The organism is Algimonas arctica (assembly GCF_014652695.1).
GTDB lineage: Bacteria > Pseudomonadota > Alphaproteobacteria > Caulobacterales > Maricaulaceae > Litorimonas > Litorimonas arctica.
On sequence record NZ_BMZH01000009.1, the window covers coordinates 74,229 to 89,747 of the forward strand.

Genomic DNA, 15,519 nt, shown 5'->3' on the forward strand with positions numbered 1-15,519 from the left:
CCGGACCGAAAGTCCGCCATCCTGTCTCACCGTCCCGGACGTGATGTAGATCTGCCGGGTCACAAGGCTTTGTTTGGATGCGCCCCCAAGCGCGCGGGCTCTGCCTTCGTGTAAATCGGTTCTCTATTGCTCTACCCGTCACGGGGTAGAACCCGCGCTCGTGTCACATCACGAAACGCTTGAATGCCGACCCCACGATGGGCGGTGGGACGAGGACGCACGTCTTGAGAGAGAGGGGACTTAGACTTCAATATCTGCAAACTGCGCATGTTCTTGAATATATTCGAATCGTAAGTCCGCCTTCTTGCCCATCAGCGTGTTGATGAGACTCTCAGTCGTCATTGTGTCCTCTTCGTCGATGACAACGCGGGCGAGGGTGCGGGTGGCTGGGTCCATCGTCGTGACTTTAAGCTGGGACGGGTTCATTTCGCCGAGGCCTTTAAAGCGGCCAATATCGACTTTGGTCCGGCCTTTGAATTCGCTTTCCATCAACTCGGCCCGTTGCAGATCGTCGAGCGCATAGACGGTCTTGCCGCCCGCGCTCATTTTATAGAGCGGTGGCATGGCCATATAAAGCTGCCCGGCCTCGATCAGGCCCGGTGTCATACGGAAGAAAAAAGTGATCAACAGGGCCGCAATATGCGCGCCGTCGACATCCGCATCGGTCATGATGATGACGCGCTCATAGCGCAGGTCGTCCACGTCGAATTTTTTGCCCAGACCGACACCGAGCGCGGTGCAAAGGTCGTTAATCTCACTATTGGCGAGGATTTTGGCGTTGGTGGCGCTTTCTACATTCAGGATCTTACCCTTGAGCGGCAGGATCGCTTGGGTCTTACGATTACGGGCTTGTTTGGCCGACCCCCCCGCCGAATCGCCCTCGACGATAAATAGTTCCGTGTCTTCGCTGCCCTTTTGCGAACAGTCGGCGAGCTTGCCGGGCAGGCGCAGTTTTTTGGTTGCGGTTTTGCGTTTGACGTCGCGGGCTTTGCGACGGCGCAACCGTTCATCGGCGCGCTCAATCGCCCACTCGAGCAGGGCTTGGGCTTCTTTCGGGTTAGAGCCGAGGAAGTGATCGAATGGATCGCGGATCGCGTTCTCGACGATCCGCGTGGCTTCGCTATTGCTGAGCCGGTCTTTGGTTTGGCCTTGGAATTCGGGTTGTTTGATGAAGGCCGAGACCAGCGCGCCAGCCCCAAACATCACGTCGTCCGGCGTGACATGGCTCATCTTTTTGCCCATGCCGATCAATTCTCCATGCGCGCGCAGACCCTTAGTAATCGCCGCGCGCATGCCTTGTTCGTGGGTGCCTCCGCCCGGTGTCGGGACTGTGTTGCAATAGGACCGGATAAAGCTATCGGCTTCGCCATAGCCCGCGGGGCTCCAGGTGATGGCCCATTCGACGCGGCCATGACCGCTGTCTTTTTTGGATCGACCAGCGAAGATTTCAGTCAAGGTTGGCTTGGTGCAGATGGTTTCCGCGAGATAGTCTTTCAGCCCGTCAGGGAAGTGGAACACGGCCTGCGTTGGCGTCGTGCCGCCTTCTTTGATGGTCTCGGGATCACAGGACCAGCGGATTTCGACGCCGGGTTGAAGGTAGGCTTTGGCGCGGGCCATTTGGAACAGGCGTGCGGCCCGGAAGGCGGCCGTTTTGCCAAAGATTTCGGGGTCGGGGTGGAACCGTACTGTCGTGCCACGGCGATTATTAATCGCGCCGAGCGATTCAAGTTTGCCCACCGCTTTGCCGCGTTGGAAACGCATTTTATAAAGCTGCTTATTTTTGGCGACCTCAACAATGAGGTCATCCGACAAGGCGTTGACAACCGACACGCCGACACCGTGCAGACCGCCGGAGGTCTCGTAAGCGCCATCGGTGAATTTACCGCCGGAATGAAGTTCGGTCATGATCACTTCGAGCGCCGATTTATCTTTATATTTCGGATGCTTATCGATCGGAATACCGCGACCATTATCCGACACAGACAGATAGCCATCGGCGTCCAAATGGACTTCGATCCGGGACGCATGACCGGCGACAGCCTCGTCCATTGAGTTATCGATGACTTCCGCGAACAAATGGTGCAGCGCGCGATCATCGGTCCCGCCGATATACATGCCGGGACGGAGGCGGACAGGCTCTAAGCCCTCAAGGACCTGAATGTCCTTAGCGGAATAACCGGACTCAGCGGCCGCCTTAGCGTCCGAGAGGAGGTCTTTCTTTGGGGCAGAAGCCATAATGGGGTCCGACAAGGGGAACGAAGCGTGAATCAGCTAAGCCACTATGGCCGTTCCCGTCCACCCGGCAAGGCCATTTGCCCGGTTTTAAGCGAGGGATAACAGAGAATGGAAAGCGCGCGTCGGTTAGGTCGTCCAAATAACGGGCCGCATCTCGGCGCTTGGATTGGCCGGGCCATAATGATCGACTGCGCGTCTGACTTGCTGTTCCAATTTTGCTTGATGATCGGGCAAGTTGGTCGGCATCAAGGCTGCGTAAATATCAGGGACATCCTTTACCCGTAATCCGCTCAGACCCAGTAAGCGTTCCCAGTACAGCAGCTCTGCCCAGCCATCGCATTCGCGAGGCAGGCGCGGGCCTTCGGCGAGCTTGCCGACAGAATCCCAAAAATCAGCCATCATCAGGCCGCCGTCACGCAGTTTGGTTTCAAACTGATTGGTCGGCACGGGCCTGATCCGTTCAACGACAATCTTGTTCCACATATAATGGGCGTCAGCGATCAGCTGCGCTTGATCGCGGGGACGATTTAAAATGTCTGCGATAATGGCTTCGGCTTTGGCACCTAGATCCGGATCACCAGCGACGATCCGGGCTGGGGCGAGGGCAATATGCTCCCAATTCCGGGCAAATTCCTCATGGTGGCGACGAAAGGCTGACAGGGTGACGGCGGGCGGGCCCGACCGACCGCTGGGTCGCAACCGCATATCGAGTTCATACGCGATACCCTCGCGTAGGGGGGTGGTTAGAATGGTGCTCAAGCGGCGAACGGCCTTGGTCGCAAGATCGCGGTCCACACCATCATCGAACAGGAAGATGAGGTCGAGGTCAGATTGGGGCATCATGCGGGATTGCCCAAGCTTGCCCATCCCAACGACTGCGATCGCGAGGTCGGGCGCTTTCAGGTCATCGCGCGCGATACTCAGGGCGGCCTCCAATACAGTCTCAGCCTGCTGGGTTAGCGCCGCCGCTAATTCGCGCCAATCCTTTGTGCCCGTCAGGAACGCATGATAATTCTGAAACAGCCCTTCGTTGACGAAACGCCGGAGTCGTTCCAGCCGCGTTTCATAATCATGTTCGGCGAGGACAAAGTCGATTGTGGGCGGAAATGGTGCCAGAAAAGTGTCAATGATATGCGGGCTTTGCGCCAGCAGAACTGACATATGCGGACTATGGAGAAGCGGGCCGACTAGCGCGTCGAGCAATGCAGGATTGGCCGCGAGCAGTGACAGATATTGTTCCGAGCGTGATAGACTGCTGAGATAGGCATCGACGCGCCGGATACCCGCATCTGGCACGTCAGACATTATAACGCGCCGGGCCAAGGCCGCACCGAGTGGCTTCAGGCGGGCCCGTTTAGAGGTGCGGATATTATAGCGCCGAAAGCCGGACAACCAGTCATCGACGATGTCTTGTGTGTCCTCATCCAGATGCGGCATGGCGTCTAACACAGGCTCGGTTTTATCAGACGCGTCGGGCGTCACCGTGAACATGGCGGAAAACCGTGTGCTGACGATATGGCGATGATCCGTGGTTCGGGTCATAAGGGATGCGGGGGTCTCCCCCATCAGTGCCGCGATATCGGACCAGTCGGCTTCCTGCTGCGGCAACACATGTTCATGCCCATTGCGCATCATTTGCAGCGCGTTCTCCAGACGCCGATGATCGCAGTAGGCCGCGGTCAGGCGCTCTGTATCCGCAGCTTCAAATAATCCCTCATCTTTGAGCGCTTGCAGGGCCTCTAGCGTGTTGGTTGTTCGCAGCGCATAGTGTTTCCCGCCCCAAATCATCTGTTTGGCGTTGGTAATAAACTCGACTTCGCGGATACCGCCTGTTCCCAGTTTGACGTTAAAGCCTAAGGGGTGTTCCATGATCGGGGTTGCGGTAACGCGCTCAACCTTCATGCGGGGGTGTTCCAAGTTGATCCGCGTTTTCAGCTCGGCCAATTCGTCAATGGCACGGAAGTCGAGATTTTGTCGCCAGATGAACGGGGACAGGTCAGCCAGAAAGCTGTCGCCGACGGTTTTGTCGCCCGCAATAACCCGGGCCTTCAATAAGGCCAGACGGTGCCAAGGCAGGGCGCGGAAAAAGTAAAAGTCCTGCGCCCGCGATGTGCTGAGGGCGAGGCCTGTCACGGACGCTTCGGGACGCAATCGCCAGTCAACGCGATAGACGAAATCCGGATCGTGCGGCGGCATCAAGATTTTGGTCATCCGCTTCATGACTTTGCTCGTGATATAAGCTTGTCCACGGGATTCAGGTACGGGCAGGACGTCCGGGTCGTAATAGGCGATCAGGTCAATATCAGATGAAAAATTGAGGTCATGCCCTCCAAGTTTTCCGAGCCCGAGTATGAAAAGTCCTTGGGGCTCCCCAGGCAATTTTTCAGCGTGCCAAGCCGCGCGTAGGGCGATCTCCACGGCGCCATCCGCAAATGTGCTTTGTAGACGACCAAGGTCTTTAAACGGACACTGTTGCGATAGCGCGAGATAGGCCCAGCCCAAGTTAAACCGGGCTTTAAGCTCAGGGAGATTGGCCGCGTCAGCCCCTGCCAAAGTCGCAATGGCGTCGTGCGCCGTGTGCTCTGTCGGCTGACCGAACCGTTCGATCAGCCGAGAAAGGTAGGGACTAAAAGAGCAGTCTGACAACGATGCGACCCGTATGACGGATGAAGCCGTCGCGAATATCACTATCGAAGTCGAATCCAACGGATGAGAAGCTAGAGCCAGCCGCGAGCGAGAAGCCGATCAACATACCGGATGATGGGAAATCCGCTGACAAGGTCTGTGCCATTGCGGCGTTGGTTATACCCGCAAAATTATAGCTGGTCAGGACGGGGTCTGAGATAAATTCATTACGATAGCCAACCCGGATGGACGGGCGTATCCACGTACGTTCACCATCGAACTTAGCGCCGATGTTAAACAGACCTGAAATCGAGCCAACGTCTGATGTACGTTTCTGGACAGAGAGGGCGACGCCGACGTCGCCAGTTTCTGTGAAAGCATTTTCGCTCAAACGCATATAATCAAGGCTGACTACGGGGCGGGCCCAGTAGCGCTTACCAAATTCGATATCATAGCCCGCACGCAACGACCCAGACACATGTGTCCCGTTCCAGTCGCCTGTGCTTTGCCCTAAAAAGTCGCCGACCTGAACACGGCGGTTCTGCTCAAACTGGTTGAGTCCCCCGCCGACATAGGCGTCAATACCCAGAGCGCCGGTGGCATACCCGGCATAAAGACCCGCGAGGAGCGTAGTCACGCCCAGCGGCTCATCGACGCCAACGACATCTTCCACTTCCGTCGACGCAAAACCGAAGTTAACGCCAACCGCATGGAAAGGACCGATTTCCGTATCCAAACCGCCAGTAAAGCCGAAGCCTTCTCCGCGATATTGTTCCGAAAGACCGGCGAGTTCACGGTCTGCGAAATAAGCAAACTCTTGAATCCATGCGCCGCCGGGTTTGTCTTGTGACCGACGCGCGGAATCAAGATGATTGCCAACTGCGCCTGTCGCACCGTCGGAATTGGCGAGCACAAATTGACGCGCTGCAGCGGCGAATTCGGGCAACAATTGATTGTAAGCCGCGTAGAATTCGCTGGCGGAGCCGAGATTGGCGACTTCATTGCCGAGATCAGTATTATTCTGCAAGGCCTGTAAGGTCGCGCCGAAAGCGGATTGATTAATCCCGATTTGGGAGCGATCAAGGCCCAACGCAGACGATTCACGCAGATCGACGGTAATGACGAGATCATTATTGTTCAGGGCATAGGCCGTGTCGAATAGGAAACTGCCATCGTCTTGCGAATTAAGCGCGGACAAATCCCCAATGGTCAAATTTGAAGCCGAGGCGATTGAGAACGTCGGAGCGACACCGCCAAGGACATCCGCATTGATAAGATTGCGAAGAAGCGGCGTAATTTGTGCGCCATTGGCAAAGTTGATCGCGCCAGTCGCTTGTAGCGTCGCGGCTTGGCCTGTCGCCCCATCGATCAATGGGCTGAAAGACGATGTTTCATCGAAATTCGCTGATGTAATAGCAATCGGTGCGCTGGATGTGACCGTCATCGCGGAGTTGACAGAGTCAATAACAAGCCCGCCCTGATTGGACAGGGCGCCCGTATAGGTCGTATCCGTCAGCGAAAGAATGTCGTCGCCCGTGCCGAAATCAATATCGCCACGGATCACACCGGCGGTGCTGGTCACTGAATCGTTGCCAGACCCGAGGAGGACATTGCCGAACAGGTTCGGATCATTCGGTGTCAAATCATCATCGAGATCATCGTCAGTCTGACGTTCCTGAAGGAAGGTCACACCGGACGTATTGTTCGACAGATCAAACGCGATCAGCGTAAAATCAGTTTCTTCGTCACCGTCTGTGTCTGAATTGCTCGCAAGCGCGACAATGTTGCCGCGATTGATGATGTTGGATAATGTGCCAGAGGCATCCCGGACAACCGTGGCCGTGCCATTGCGGCCAATCAGCACCGCTGAAATTGTGCCTTCATTTTCCAGAGACGACATTTGTGCGGTCGCGGAAATATCAATGGCCGTTGCAACGACAGGACGCGGAACGGGAATATTCTCTGCATCGTAATAAACTTCGTCGACCGCTTCTGAGGCACGCGCAATGATGATGCCGCTATTATTCAGACGATCCGCAATAGCATTATCGCCCAACACGATGACTCGGGCCATGCCTGTTCCCAATGTGACACCGGCAATAGGCCGTTCGACGGCACCAACAAATGTATCGACTTGCATCGTTCCAGTGTTGCGAATGCCGCCTTCCAAGGTCGCATCCGTAATCGACAAGGCTGTCGCATCAAAGTCATCATAGAGGCCCGACGATACCAGCGTACCAAGGTTGATGAAGGCGAACAGTTCATCTTCGTCAAATCCGTCCGCTGTCGGGTCAATGATGGCCGAAACTGTGCCGATCATGATGGGGGTGCCTTCGCCATCGATTAGGATGGCGGGGGTCGAACTTGCGTGCGAAATATTACTCGTACTGATGAGCGTTGTAACGTCATTACCATCCGCGTCCGTCGAGGTGGTGGTTCGTTGCGTTAGATTGATCCCGCGAGATATATTTGCATTGATTGTAATGGCAGAGGCGGCTTGTCCTAAGTCTTCTGCGCCAAAATCTGTGCGGTCGGCGACTGCGTTAGGGTTAAATGTCGCCCGAGTCGGGAACCGAAAAGCATTATTGGTGATTATACCCGTATTGGCGAACCCACCGCCAATATCAGCACCGATGTCAAAAGCGCCGCTGTTAACACCCTGAATTTCGACGAGACCGTTATTGGTGACATTGCCCGTAATCGCGCTGCCGACGCGGACGCCCGCGCTATTGTCACCGATGATACTCATACGACCGCCAAGGCTCAGGTCGCCGTCTAGTCCAGCGCCAAGCGGCGTGTTTGAAAGATCGACACCAAAACTCTCATTGCCTTCGACCAGAATTGTCGCGGCGTCGGCGATCGTCACATTGCCTTCAAACGGAGATGCCCCTGAGATCAAAATCCCTGTTCGGCCTGTGCCTGATGCAAACGGTGTGTCGGCAAAGACATCATCATCTGTGTCTTCTTGTGTGAAATCTTCAATAACCGAGATCGACCCGGAATGCGTGAAGTTACGATCCGCGCCGCCTTCAAGCGAAACGGCAGTTGCGCCGTCAACATTGTTAATTGACACTGAGCCATTGTTGATCAGGTCATTATTAGAATTCAAAGTGACAGCAGGGCCTGCGGTTTCCAAAGTGACAGAGCCACCCGAAGCAATTGTCAGATCCGATGGGGTTCCACCGTCGCCTGCTGTGGCTGTATCAACCGCTGTTGTTGTAGCGTCCGTGATTTCTACTTGCGCGAAAGCAGGCGCAGCAACCAGGAGCGCAGCGCCGCAAAGCAATGAAGACCAGATCGGTGTCGGGCGGGTGTGGCGAACCATGTCGTTAGTATCCCTTTGTCGCACTCATCATAAGCAAGGGTGCTAGTCCCTGGAGGTTAACAGTCCGAACAGGCGTCAACCAATTAGATTGGCTTTAACGTGCCACCGCTCTGCCGCCAATGAAAGAATGGTCATCAACACAGTTGATTGCAGGCGCAATTTGGGCGCTCCTTATGGTGCGAGGCAGGCTGTGCTTGCGGACTTTTTCCCGGCGTGGCAATCGCACGCTTATGAGCTTGTCTAACATAATCCGCCGTATCCCGCTCTTTTGGGGGCTTTTATTCCCCGCTCTGATTGTGGGCTTAGACCAATTGAGTAAATGGGCCGCGACTCGCGCCTTCGATCAGCCGATGAATGTATGTGCCATAGACCCCTATATTCGCGTCACGCGTGAAGTCAGCCCGATCGTCGACCTCTCGATTCTCTGTAATCAAGGCGTGAGCTGGGGATTGATGCAAGGCGATTCTGCCCTGAAACGGTGGGGTCTGTTGATCTTCGCAATCTTTATGGTGGGCGTGTTGCTGCATGTTTTGTCCGGGGCCAAAGACACGCTGTCTCGGGTGTGTCTGTCGTTAGTGATCGGTGGCGCTGTCGGGAATGCAATTGATAGGGCTTTGTTTGGCGCGGTGACAGATTTCATCAACGCGGAAGATATCGGCTTCAACTATGTGTTCAATGTTGCGGATTCAGCGATTACCGTCGGAATTATCGGGCTTTTCTACGTCATGTTCCGCGACTGGAGGGCTGAGCGCAAAGCGCACGCATCAGACACGCCTGCTAAATGACGATCTGCTCACTTGGCGAGAGCGGGCAGGCTCGTTAAAGGCCAATATAGAACGTCACGGGATTTACTTCATGTCGACCAAAGCCAAACTGGCCCTTTTGACTCTCGCAGCCGCCACGGTTGCCCTGTCAGGCTGCGCCTCCGCTTCCAAAACCCTCGGTTTGAAAAAGGAAGCACCGAACGAATTTAACATTCTCACCAATGCGCCTTTGATCGTGCCGCCGGAATATAACCTGCGTCCGCCTTCTCCGGGCGAGAGTTCTTTGCTCGACAATTACTCGCAAAAAGCGGCTCGCGAGGCGCTATTGGGCGACGTTGATCCGACAGAGCCAACACGTGGAGAGCTGGTCTTGCTAACGCGCGCCGGTGCAGGCCGCGCGGATCAGGAAATTCGGTTGAAAATTGATGGGCAAAATTCCGTCGAGCGCAAATCTGATTCTCTGTCTAACCGCATCCTTTTCTGGCGCAATGGCCAGCAATTTGATGGCGATGGCAATCCCGTTCCCCTTGATTCTGATTCAGAGCAGGAGCGCCTTGAATCGATCAGTAAAGTGACGGGCGGCGGTGAAGTCACTGTCACGCGGCGCCCGGCCCGGGCTAAACTTCCCGGCCTTTAAAAAATATTGCTTTGCAGGGTCGCCCTCTGGCGGCCCAGTTTGGTGTCTCCCCTGTGCAGTGTTTCCCCAATGCGGTGTCTCTCTGTGGCGGCGACGTCTGAATCATCTTAAGGGCAGGGCGTCATGATCCGTCCGTCCATTCAAAAACTACCTGCGCAGACCGTCAACCGCATTGCGGCTGGCGAAGTCGTGGAACGGCCCGCTTCGGTCATCAAAGAACTAGTCGAGAACGCAATTGATGCGGGCGCGACACAAATCGACATTCGGTACGAAGATGGCGGACGCACGCTGATCGTGGTGTCAGACGATGGTCACGGTATGAGCGCAGCGGATATTCCTGTCGCTCTTGAGCGTCATGCGACCTCAAAACTTCGCGCCTCCGAGACTGGGGAGTGGGATTTACTCAACATTGCGAGTCTTGGCTTTCGCGGTGAAGCGCTACCGTCGATTGCCTCTGTCTCGCGCTTGTCACTGACAAGTCAGATCGCAGACGCGAATGAAGCGGCGGAAATCAAAGTCGATGGCGGCATCGCTAGTTCAGTCCGTCCCGCGCCGCGTCTGGGTCTTCCGGGCACACGGATCGAAGTTCGGGACTTGTTTTATGCCACGCCCGCACGGCTCAAATTCCTTAAGACGGAGCGGTCTGAATCACTCGCGATTTCAGATATTGTAAAACGGCTCGCCATGGCCAATCCGGGCGTCGGATTCACCTCCGGCTCGCAAGCCCGCACGTCGTTAAAGCTGCCGCGCCAAGCGAATGATGATGACGGTCGCCTTGCGCGGCTAGCGGCTGTTCTGGGCCAGGACTTCGGCGCCAATGCCGTGCCTGTCGATCAAATGCGCGACGGTATTCGCCTGTCGGGCTATGCGGGATTGCCGACGTTTTCGCGCGGGAACACGCAGCACCAATTCCTCTTCGTCAATGGTCGCCCCGTCCGGGACCGTTTGCTCCTCGGCGCGATTCGGGGCGCCTACCAGGATTTTCTGGCGCGGGATCGTCACCCGGTGGCGGCGCTTTATCTTGATGTTCCGCCTGAACAAGTCGACGTTAATGTCCATCCGGCTAAAACCGAAGTACGCTTTCGCGCGCCGGGCGTTGTGCGGGGTCTGATTGTCTCGGCGCTGCGTCATGCGCTCGCTGAAGCCGGACACCGCGCCAGCACAACCGTTTCCGACTATGCGTTGGGACGTATTCAAGCCGGGCAGGGCGTCTATCAATATCAGCGCGATTACACGCCGCAGCCTTACGCAGCCCATCCGGACAAGCATTTGGCGCCAGGGATGCAGACCCTGCTTGATGGGCAGAGCGCCCGAGTCGAAGTGCATGACCCGGCCTATACTTATGTCGCGCCCGCCTTTGACCCTCTGACGGGCGAAATCACGCCCGCGGCAGCGCAGCCCATAAACAATGATTACCCGCTCGGATTAGCGCGCGCACAATTGCACGAAACCTATGTCGTCGCTCAAACAGCCGACGGCATCGTCATTGTCGATCAACATGCCGCGCATGAGCGCTTGGTCTATGAACGCATGAAGGACGCGATGCGCGGCGAAGGCGTTGTTCGCCAAACGATGCTAATTCCCGATATTGTCGAGCTCGGCGAGTCCGATGCCGCGCGTGTGCTCGCAAGGGCGGATGAGTTGGCCGAGATGGGCTTGATCTTAGAACCGTTTGGCGTCGGCGCAGTCCTTGTGCGCGAAACGCCGGCGCTGCTCGGCAAAGTGGATGCGCAAGGTCTGCTCCGTGATCTGGCGGATGATCTATCCGAATATGATGAGGCTTTGTCGCTCAAGGAGCGGTTTGAACATGTCTGCGGCACGATGGCGTGTCACGGCAGTGTGCGGGCGGGACGACGTTTGACAGGCGAGGAAATGAACGCGCTCCTTCGCCAAATGGAAGCCACCCCGCATAGCGGTCAATGCAACCACGGTCGTCCGACCTATGTGGAGCTGAAGCTGGCGGATATTGAACGTTTGTTCGGGCGGCGTTGAGCCTAAATAAATAGCGGCGTGTCGCCTTCGCAATAGGGCGAGCCGAAGTGCGAGAGGGTGGCGAGACGGATATCGTCTTCGGTTTGCCAATCCATAAACAGATGTGGCTCAACGGCGACTAATAATGCAGGTTGTTCAACGAGATCGTTCACGGCTTGGTCCTCCTTAGACGTGACCATAACAGTAATTGGGTACAAACTCGTTAAAGGGGCTTTAGGCCTTTGATTGTTTCAAAAACAAGGTGCGTGTTGTGCCCCAAATCTTATCAGACATGACGTCCCATCCACGTGGTTCGATCTCGGCCTCATGGCTGTCTTCCAAAATCACAACGCCCTTATCTGCCAAATATGGCGCAACGCGGCGCAAGGCGGGTTGCCACATTTTCTTATTATAGGGCGGGTCCATAAACACGTGCGTGAATGGTTTTGGGCGATTGCCGGGTGCGAGTTTTAGCTTCGTTGCATCGAACCGATGGATGCGCGCTTCGTCGCCGAGATCGAAGTGATCGATATTCTTGCGAATGGCCGCGAGCGCGAGAGGGTGGCGCTCCACAAAGACGCAAAACTCCGCGCCACGGCTAATCGCTTCCAAGCCTAAAGCGCCTGAGCCTGCAAACATATCCATGACGACAGCCCCGTCGAGTGGCGACGCCCATTCAGCATGATCGAGTATGTTAAAGATCGATTCGCGTGTTTGATCGCTGGTCGGGCGGGTTTTGCGTCCGTCCGGTGTGGCGATCGTGCGTCCGCGATGAACACCTGAGACAATTCTCATGTTCGCGTCATCCTTATTTACGAGTGCGGGGTGGTCCGGTGCGACGTCCGCCCGCGCCTTTTTTTGGTGGCGGTCGTTTAGCGTTTTGCGCTGTGGCGTCTTTGCCTGTCGGTTTTTGACCGCCGTCAGCGTTCACATCTTTCCGGGCTTTGGCCGATGCATGCGTGCCACGCCTTGGGGGTTTACGTTTGTGGCGATCTTGCTCCAGCGGGACATCGATTAAATGCCCGGCTTGGGTACGCAAGACGTTGCGTTTGACTTCTTCGACGGTGCCGCGACGTAGGTCCAATAATTGGAACGGACCATAGCTGGTACGGATCAACCGGTTCACATGCAAATCAAGCAGTTCGAGCGCGCGTCGCACCTCGCGGTTCTTGCCTTCGCGGATCATCACATCAATCCAGACATTGTCGCCGCGTTCGCTTTCCATTGTCGCTTCGATGGGCCCGGTTTTCACCCCGTCAATTTCAATCCCGTCCATCAGCGTGTCGAGGACAGCTTGTGATGTTTTTCCATAAGCCCGGGCGCGATATCGGCGCGACCAGCCTGTGCTGGGTAATTCTAATTGGCGCGCCAACTCCCCGTCATTGGTGAGCAGGAGCAAACCTTCGGATGTTAAATCTAGACGGCCAATACTGATCACACGCGGAAGGTGTTCGGGCAGAGCCTCAAACACGGTTCGGCGTCCGCGTTCATCTTTGTGGGTGGTCACGAGGCCCGGCGGCTTATGATAGCGCCAAAGGCGGGGCGGCTCTTTGGCAGCTAAGGGCTCATTATCGACTTCGATACGGTCCTTGGCGGTTACGGTGAACGCCGGCGTCGTTAGGAGTCGTCCATTCACCCTGACGCGACCCGCCTCAATCATGCGCTCGGCTTCCCGGCGCGACGCGACGCCGGCCCGCGCGAGGCGTTTGGCGATCCGTTCGGAATTGTCTTCTGGCTTGACCATTGGTCCGTCCCAACTCACAGCGCCGCTATGACCGTCCACGACAGTGACAGTGCGCCTCTTGATCGTCTGTATATGGACCGGGCGCTAGCGCTTGCGCAAGCCGCGGCCGCTGTAGGCGAAGTGCCTGTGGGCGCTGTTATCGTCGATCCTGACGGAAAAATCATCGGCGAAGCGGCCAATGCCCCCATAAAGCAGCATGATCCAACCGCACACGCGGAGATTCTCGCTATTCGGTCAGCCTGTATTGTGAGCAAAAATTATCGTCTGCCGGGGCACACGCTCTATGTCACTCTAGAGCCCTGCACCATGTGTGCGTCGGCTATTTCAAATGCGCGAATCACGCGCGTCGTTTACGGTGCATCCGATCCCAAGGGCGGCGCGGTGGAGAGTGGCGTGCAATTTTTTGGCTCACCCACTTGTCATCACCGCCCAGAGGTCACGTCCGGTCTACGCGCGGAGGCTGTTGCGCAAATATTACGAGACTTTTTCCGGGCCCGACGAAAATGAAGGCGTCATTTCGGGAAGTTCAGGGGGATGCGGCGCTCACTCGTGCCGAAACCCGACGAGACGGTCTCGGAATGGCCCTCGGGATTCTCGGCGCTGTTTTGTTCTCAATGAAAGCCGTCCTCGTCAAAATGGCTTACGGCATTGTGCCGGATTTGCCCGCGGTGACGTTAATGGTGTTGCGGATGGGGCTATCCCTGCCAGTCTATATCATCATTCTGCTTATCGCGCGGCGCGCGGGGGAGGGCCGCATCGGCTGGCGCGAGACGGCAGGCGCGATGGCGGCAGGCATGCTGGCCTATTATATTTGTACGTTTTTGGATTTTCAGGGACTCAAACATATCACCGCGCAGCTTGAACGGTTGCTTCTGTTTACCTATCCCGCCTTTGTCGTGATTTTTGGCGCGATTTTCTTCGGCGGACGGATCACTAAAGCGGGCCTCGCCTGCGTTGCTCTGGCGTATAGCGGGTTAGTCGTCGTCTTTATTGGTGGCGATATCACGGTGTCGGAAAACCTCTGGCTGGGCGCCGGTCTTGTCCTCTTATGTGCGGCTCTATTTGCTTTGTTTCAGCTGCTCGCGAACCGGTTCGTCGACAAAATTGGCGCGCGTGTCTTTACGTGTCTGGCGATGATCGGCGCGGCGAGCGCCCTGATGGTTCATTTTATTGTCGTGAGCGGCGGGCCCAGCGGGATGATCCAGGCGTTGGACCTTCCGCGCGAGATGTGGGGACTGGCGTTTGCACTGGCTTTCTTTTGTACGCTCTTGCCGAGCTTCTTTATCAATATGGCCATTGCCCGTATTGGGGCACAGACGGTCGCTATCTTGGGGATGGTCGGTCCGCTGGCCACGATTATTGCCGCAATCGTCGTGCTCGGCGAACCGTTTGGTTTTTGGGACGGGGTTGGAACCGCGATCACCTTGATCGGGATCGCGCTCTATACGTTGAGCGCTCAGAGAAGAGCCAAACCGCGCCAGAGATAGATCCCGCCGATCACGGTCACGAGAATGCGCGTATAATGCTTAAAGCCGACATCTGAAAACCGGGCGAGCAAACGTGTGCCGATAAACGTTCCGGCCATTACGGCGGGAACGGCCGCCGCAAACACCCACCACGGTGGAAGACCTGACAGTCCGACGCCGCGCGCGAGCGGAATGCCGAAATAGACGATTTTGACGAGATGGGACGCGAACATGGTCACGGCCTTGGTCGCGACAATCTGCTGGCGGGTGAGTGTTGTCTTGACGTAGAAAAAATCAAGCGCGGGTCCCGCCACACCTGCTGATAAGTTGAGACCCATGACCATCGCCCCGCAGAGAGCAGCATGGGTCGGCTTTTGCGCATCGCCCGATAACCACCGTTTGGGCAGCCAGAGAAGCAGAGGCAGTAAGCCAAGCGCCAAATAAAGCTGCGCTTTTGACGGAAGGAAACTGACGGACAGCATCAGCAGCGCGGCAGGCAACGCACCAACGGCCGTCCACCCCAAAATATCCCACCGCACGGTGCCCCGCAGTAAAAAAGCGCGGTAGCTATTGGATACTGATTGAACGGCCCCGTGAACCACCATTGCTTCGGCAACACCGAGGAACAGCGCGATGATGCCCATGAACACCAGTCCACCCGCCATCCCGAACAGGCCGGAAATGATGGCGGTGAGGAAGGCCGCCACAACAATGAGAGGCAAGACGTTCATATTATAACGCGCCGCTATGCG

12 protein-coding genes are annotated in these 15,519 nt (G+C 56.4%); 5 read left to right on the forward strand and 7 right to left on the reverse strand.

Annotated elements, in window-relative coordinates; translation table 11 throughout:
* Positions 1 to 240: 240 nt before the first annotated feature.
* From parE to IE105_RS11020, 3 genes are all read right to left on the reverse strand, one after another.
* The gene (gene parE / locus IE105_RS11010; RefSeq protein WP_189498407.1) at positions 241 to 2,235 is read right to left on the reverse strand and encodes a DNA topoisomerase IV subunit B; all 1,995 of its coding nucleotides are present in this window, start codon (positions 2,233 to 2,235) and stop codon (positions 241 to 243) included.
* A 126-nt stretch (positions 2,236 to 2,361) separates the two neighbouring features.
* Positions 2,362 to 4,881 carry a [protein-PII] uridylyltransferase family protein gene (locus tag IE105_RS11015; RefSeq protein ID WP_189498409.1) on the reverse strand — a complete coding sequence of 840 codons (2,520 nt, stop codon included), beginning with the start codon at positions 4,879 to 4,881 and terminating at the stop codon, positions 2,362 to 2,364.
* A complete protein-coding gene (locus IE105_RS11020) occupies positions 4,862 to 8,185 on the reverse strand; it encodes an autotransporter outer membrane beta-barrel domain-containing protein (RefSeq protein ID WP_189498411.1) in 3,324 nt (1,107 codons plus the stop codon). Before IE105_RS11020 ends, IE105_RS11015 begins: the two co-directional genes overlap by 20 nt.
* 230 nt (positions 8,186 to 8,415) lie before the next feature.
* Here IE105_RS11020 and lspA point away from each other — a divergent pair, with 230 nt between their 5' ends.
* The 3 genes from lspA to mutL all read left to right on the forward strand — a co-directional run bounded on the left by lspA (position 8,416) and on the right by mutL (position 11,578).
* Positions 8,416 to 8,970: a signal peptidase II gene (gene lspA / locus IE105_RS11025; protein ID WP_189498413.1), complete on the forward strand. Its 555-nt coding sequence runs from the start codon at positions 8,416 to 8,418 to the stop codon at positions 8,968 to 8,970.
* Between the two features lie 70 nt (positions 8,971 to 9,040).
* A complete protein-coding gene (locus tag IE105_RS11030; protein WP_189498415.1) occupies positions 9,041 to 9,586 on the forward strand; it encodes a DUF3035 domain-containing protein in 546 nt (181 codons plus the stop codon).
* A 123-nt stretch (positions 9,587 to 9,709) separates the two neighbouring features.
* The gene (mutL, locus tag IE105_RS11035) at positions 9,710 to 11,578 is read left to right on the forward strand and encodes a DNA mismatch repair endonuclease MutL (RefSeq protein WP_189498417.1); all 1,869 of its coding nucleotides are present in this window, start codon (positions 9,710 to 9,712) and stop codon (positions 11,576 to 11,578) included.
* 2 nt (positions 11,579 to 11,580) lie between these two features.
* On the opposite strand, the gene IE105_RS11040 is transcribed toward mutL, so the two are convergent.
* The 3 genes from IE105_RS11040 to IE105_RS11050 form a co-directional block, all read right to left on the reverse strand.
* On the reverse strand, positions 11,581 to 11,730 hold the full coding sequence (locus IE105_RS11040) for a hypothetical protein (protein WP_189498419.1): 150 nt from the start codon (positions 11,728 to 11,730) through the stop codon (positions 11,581 to 11,583).
* Positions 11,731 to 11,791: 61 nt separating this feature from the next.
* On the reverse strand, positions 11,792 to 12,481 hold the full coding sequence (rsmD, locus tag IE105_RS11045; RefSeq protein WP_267904680.1) for a 16S rRNA (guanine(966)-N(2))-methyltransferase RsmD: 690 nt from the start codon (positions 12,479 to 12,481) through the stop codon (positions 11,792 to 11,794).
* Positions 12,366 to 13,301 (reverse strand): pseudouridine synthase, encoded by a 936-nt coding sequence (locus IE105_RS11050; RefSeq protein ID WP_189498423.1) that lies wholly within the window; start codon positions 13,299 to 13,301, stop codon positions 12,366 to 12,368. The genes rsmD and IE105_RS11050 overlap by 116 nt, the downstream gene beginning before the upstream one ends.
* A gap of 27 nt (positions 13,302 to 13,328) precedes the next feature.
* Here IE105_RS11050 and tadA point away from each other — a divergent pair, with 27 nt between their 5' ends.
* Together tadA and IE105_RS11060 are read left to right on the forward strand one after the other, a co-directional pair.
* The gene (tadA, locus tag IE105_RS11055) at positions 13,329 to 13,808 is read left to right on the forward strand and encodes a tRNA adenosine(34) deaminase TadA (RefSeq protein WP_233354114.1); all 480 of its coding nucleotides are present in this window, start codon (positions 13,329 to 13,331) and stop codon (positions 13,806 to 13,808) included.
* The gene (locus IE105_RS11060; RefSeq protein WP_189498425.1) at positions 13,805 to 14,788 is read left to right on the forward strand and encodes a DMT family transporter; all 984 of its coding nucleotides are present in this window, start codon (positions 13,805 to 13,807) and stop codon (positions 14,786 to 14,788) included. Before tadA ends, IE105_RS11060 begins: the two co-directional genes overlap by 4 nt.
* Here IE105_RS11060 and IE105_RS11065 read toward each other — a convergent pair.
* Complete coding sequence (locus IE105_RS11065) at positions 14,758 to 15,498, reverse strand: sulfite exporter TauE/SafE family protein (RefSeq protein ID WP_189498427.1); 741 nt, start codon at positions 15,496 to 15,498, stop codon at positions 14,758 to 14,760. The two genes, IE105_RS11060 and IE105_RS11065, sit on opposite strands and share 31 nt — an antisense overlap.
* Positions 15,499 to 15,519: the final 21 nt, after the last annotated feature.

Coding starts and splice junctions, on each gene's coding strand:
- parE (WP_189498407.1), bottom strand. CDS start 2,235: ATGGCTTCTGCCCCAAAGAAAGACCTCCTCTCGGACGCTAAGGCGGCC.
- IE105_RS11020 (WP_189498411.1), bottom strand. CDS start 8,185: ATGGTTCGCCACACCCGCCCGACACCGATCTGGTCTTCATTGCTTTGC.
- lspA (WP_189498413.1), top strand. CDS start 8,416: ATGAGCTTGTCTAACATAATCCGCCGTATCCCGCTCTTTTGGGGGCTT.
- IE105_RS11030 (WP_189498415.1), top strand. CDS start 9,041: ATGTCGACCAAAGCCAAACTGGCCCTTTTGACTCTCGCAGCCGCCACG.
- mutL (WP_189498417.1), top strand. CDS start 9,710: ATGATCCGTCCGTCCATTCAAAAACTACCTGCGCAGACCGTCAACCGC.
- IE105_RS11050 (WP_189498423.1), bottom strand. CDS start 13,301: ATGGTCAAGCCAGAAGACAATTCCGAACGGATCGCCAAACGCCTCGCG.
- tadA (WP_233354114.1), top strand. CDS start 13,329: ATGACCGTCCACGACAGTGACAGTGCGCCTCTTGATCGTCTGTATATG.
- IE105_RS11060 (WP_189498425.1), top strand. CDS start 13,805: ATGAAGGCGTCATTTCGGGAAGTTCAGGGGGATGCGGCGCTCACTCGT.
- IE105_RS11065 (WP_189498427.1), bottom strand. CDS start 15,498: ATGAACGTCTTGCCTCTCATTGTTGTGGCGGCCTTCCTCACCGCCATC.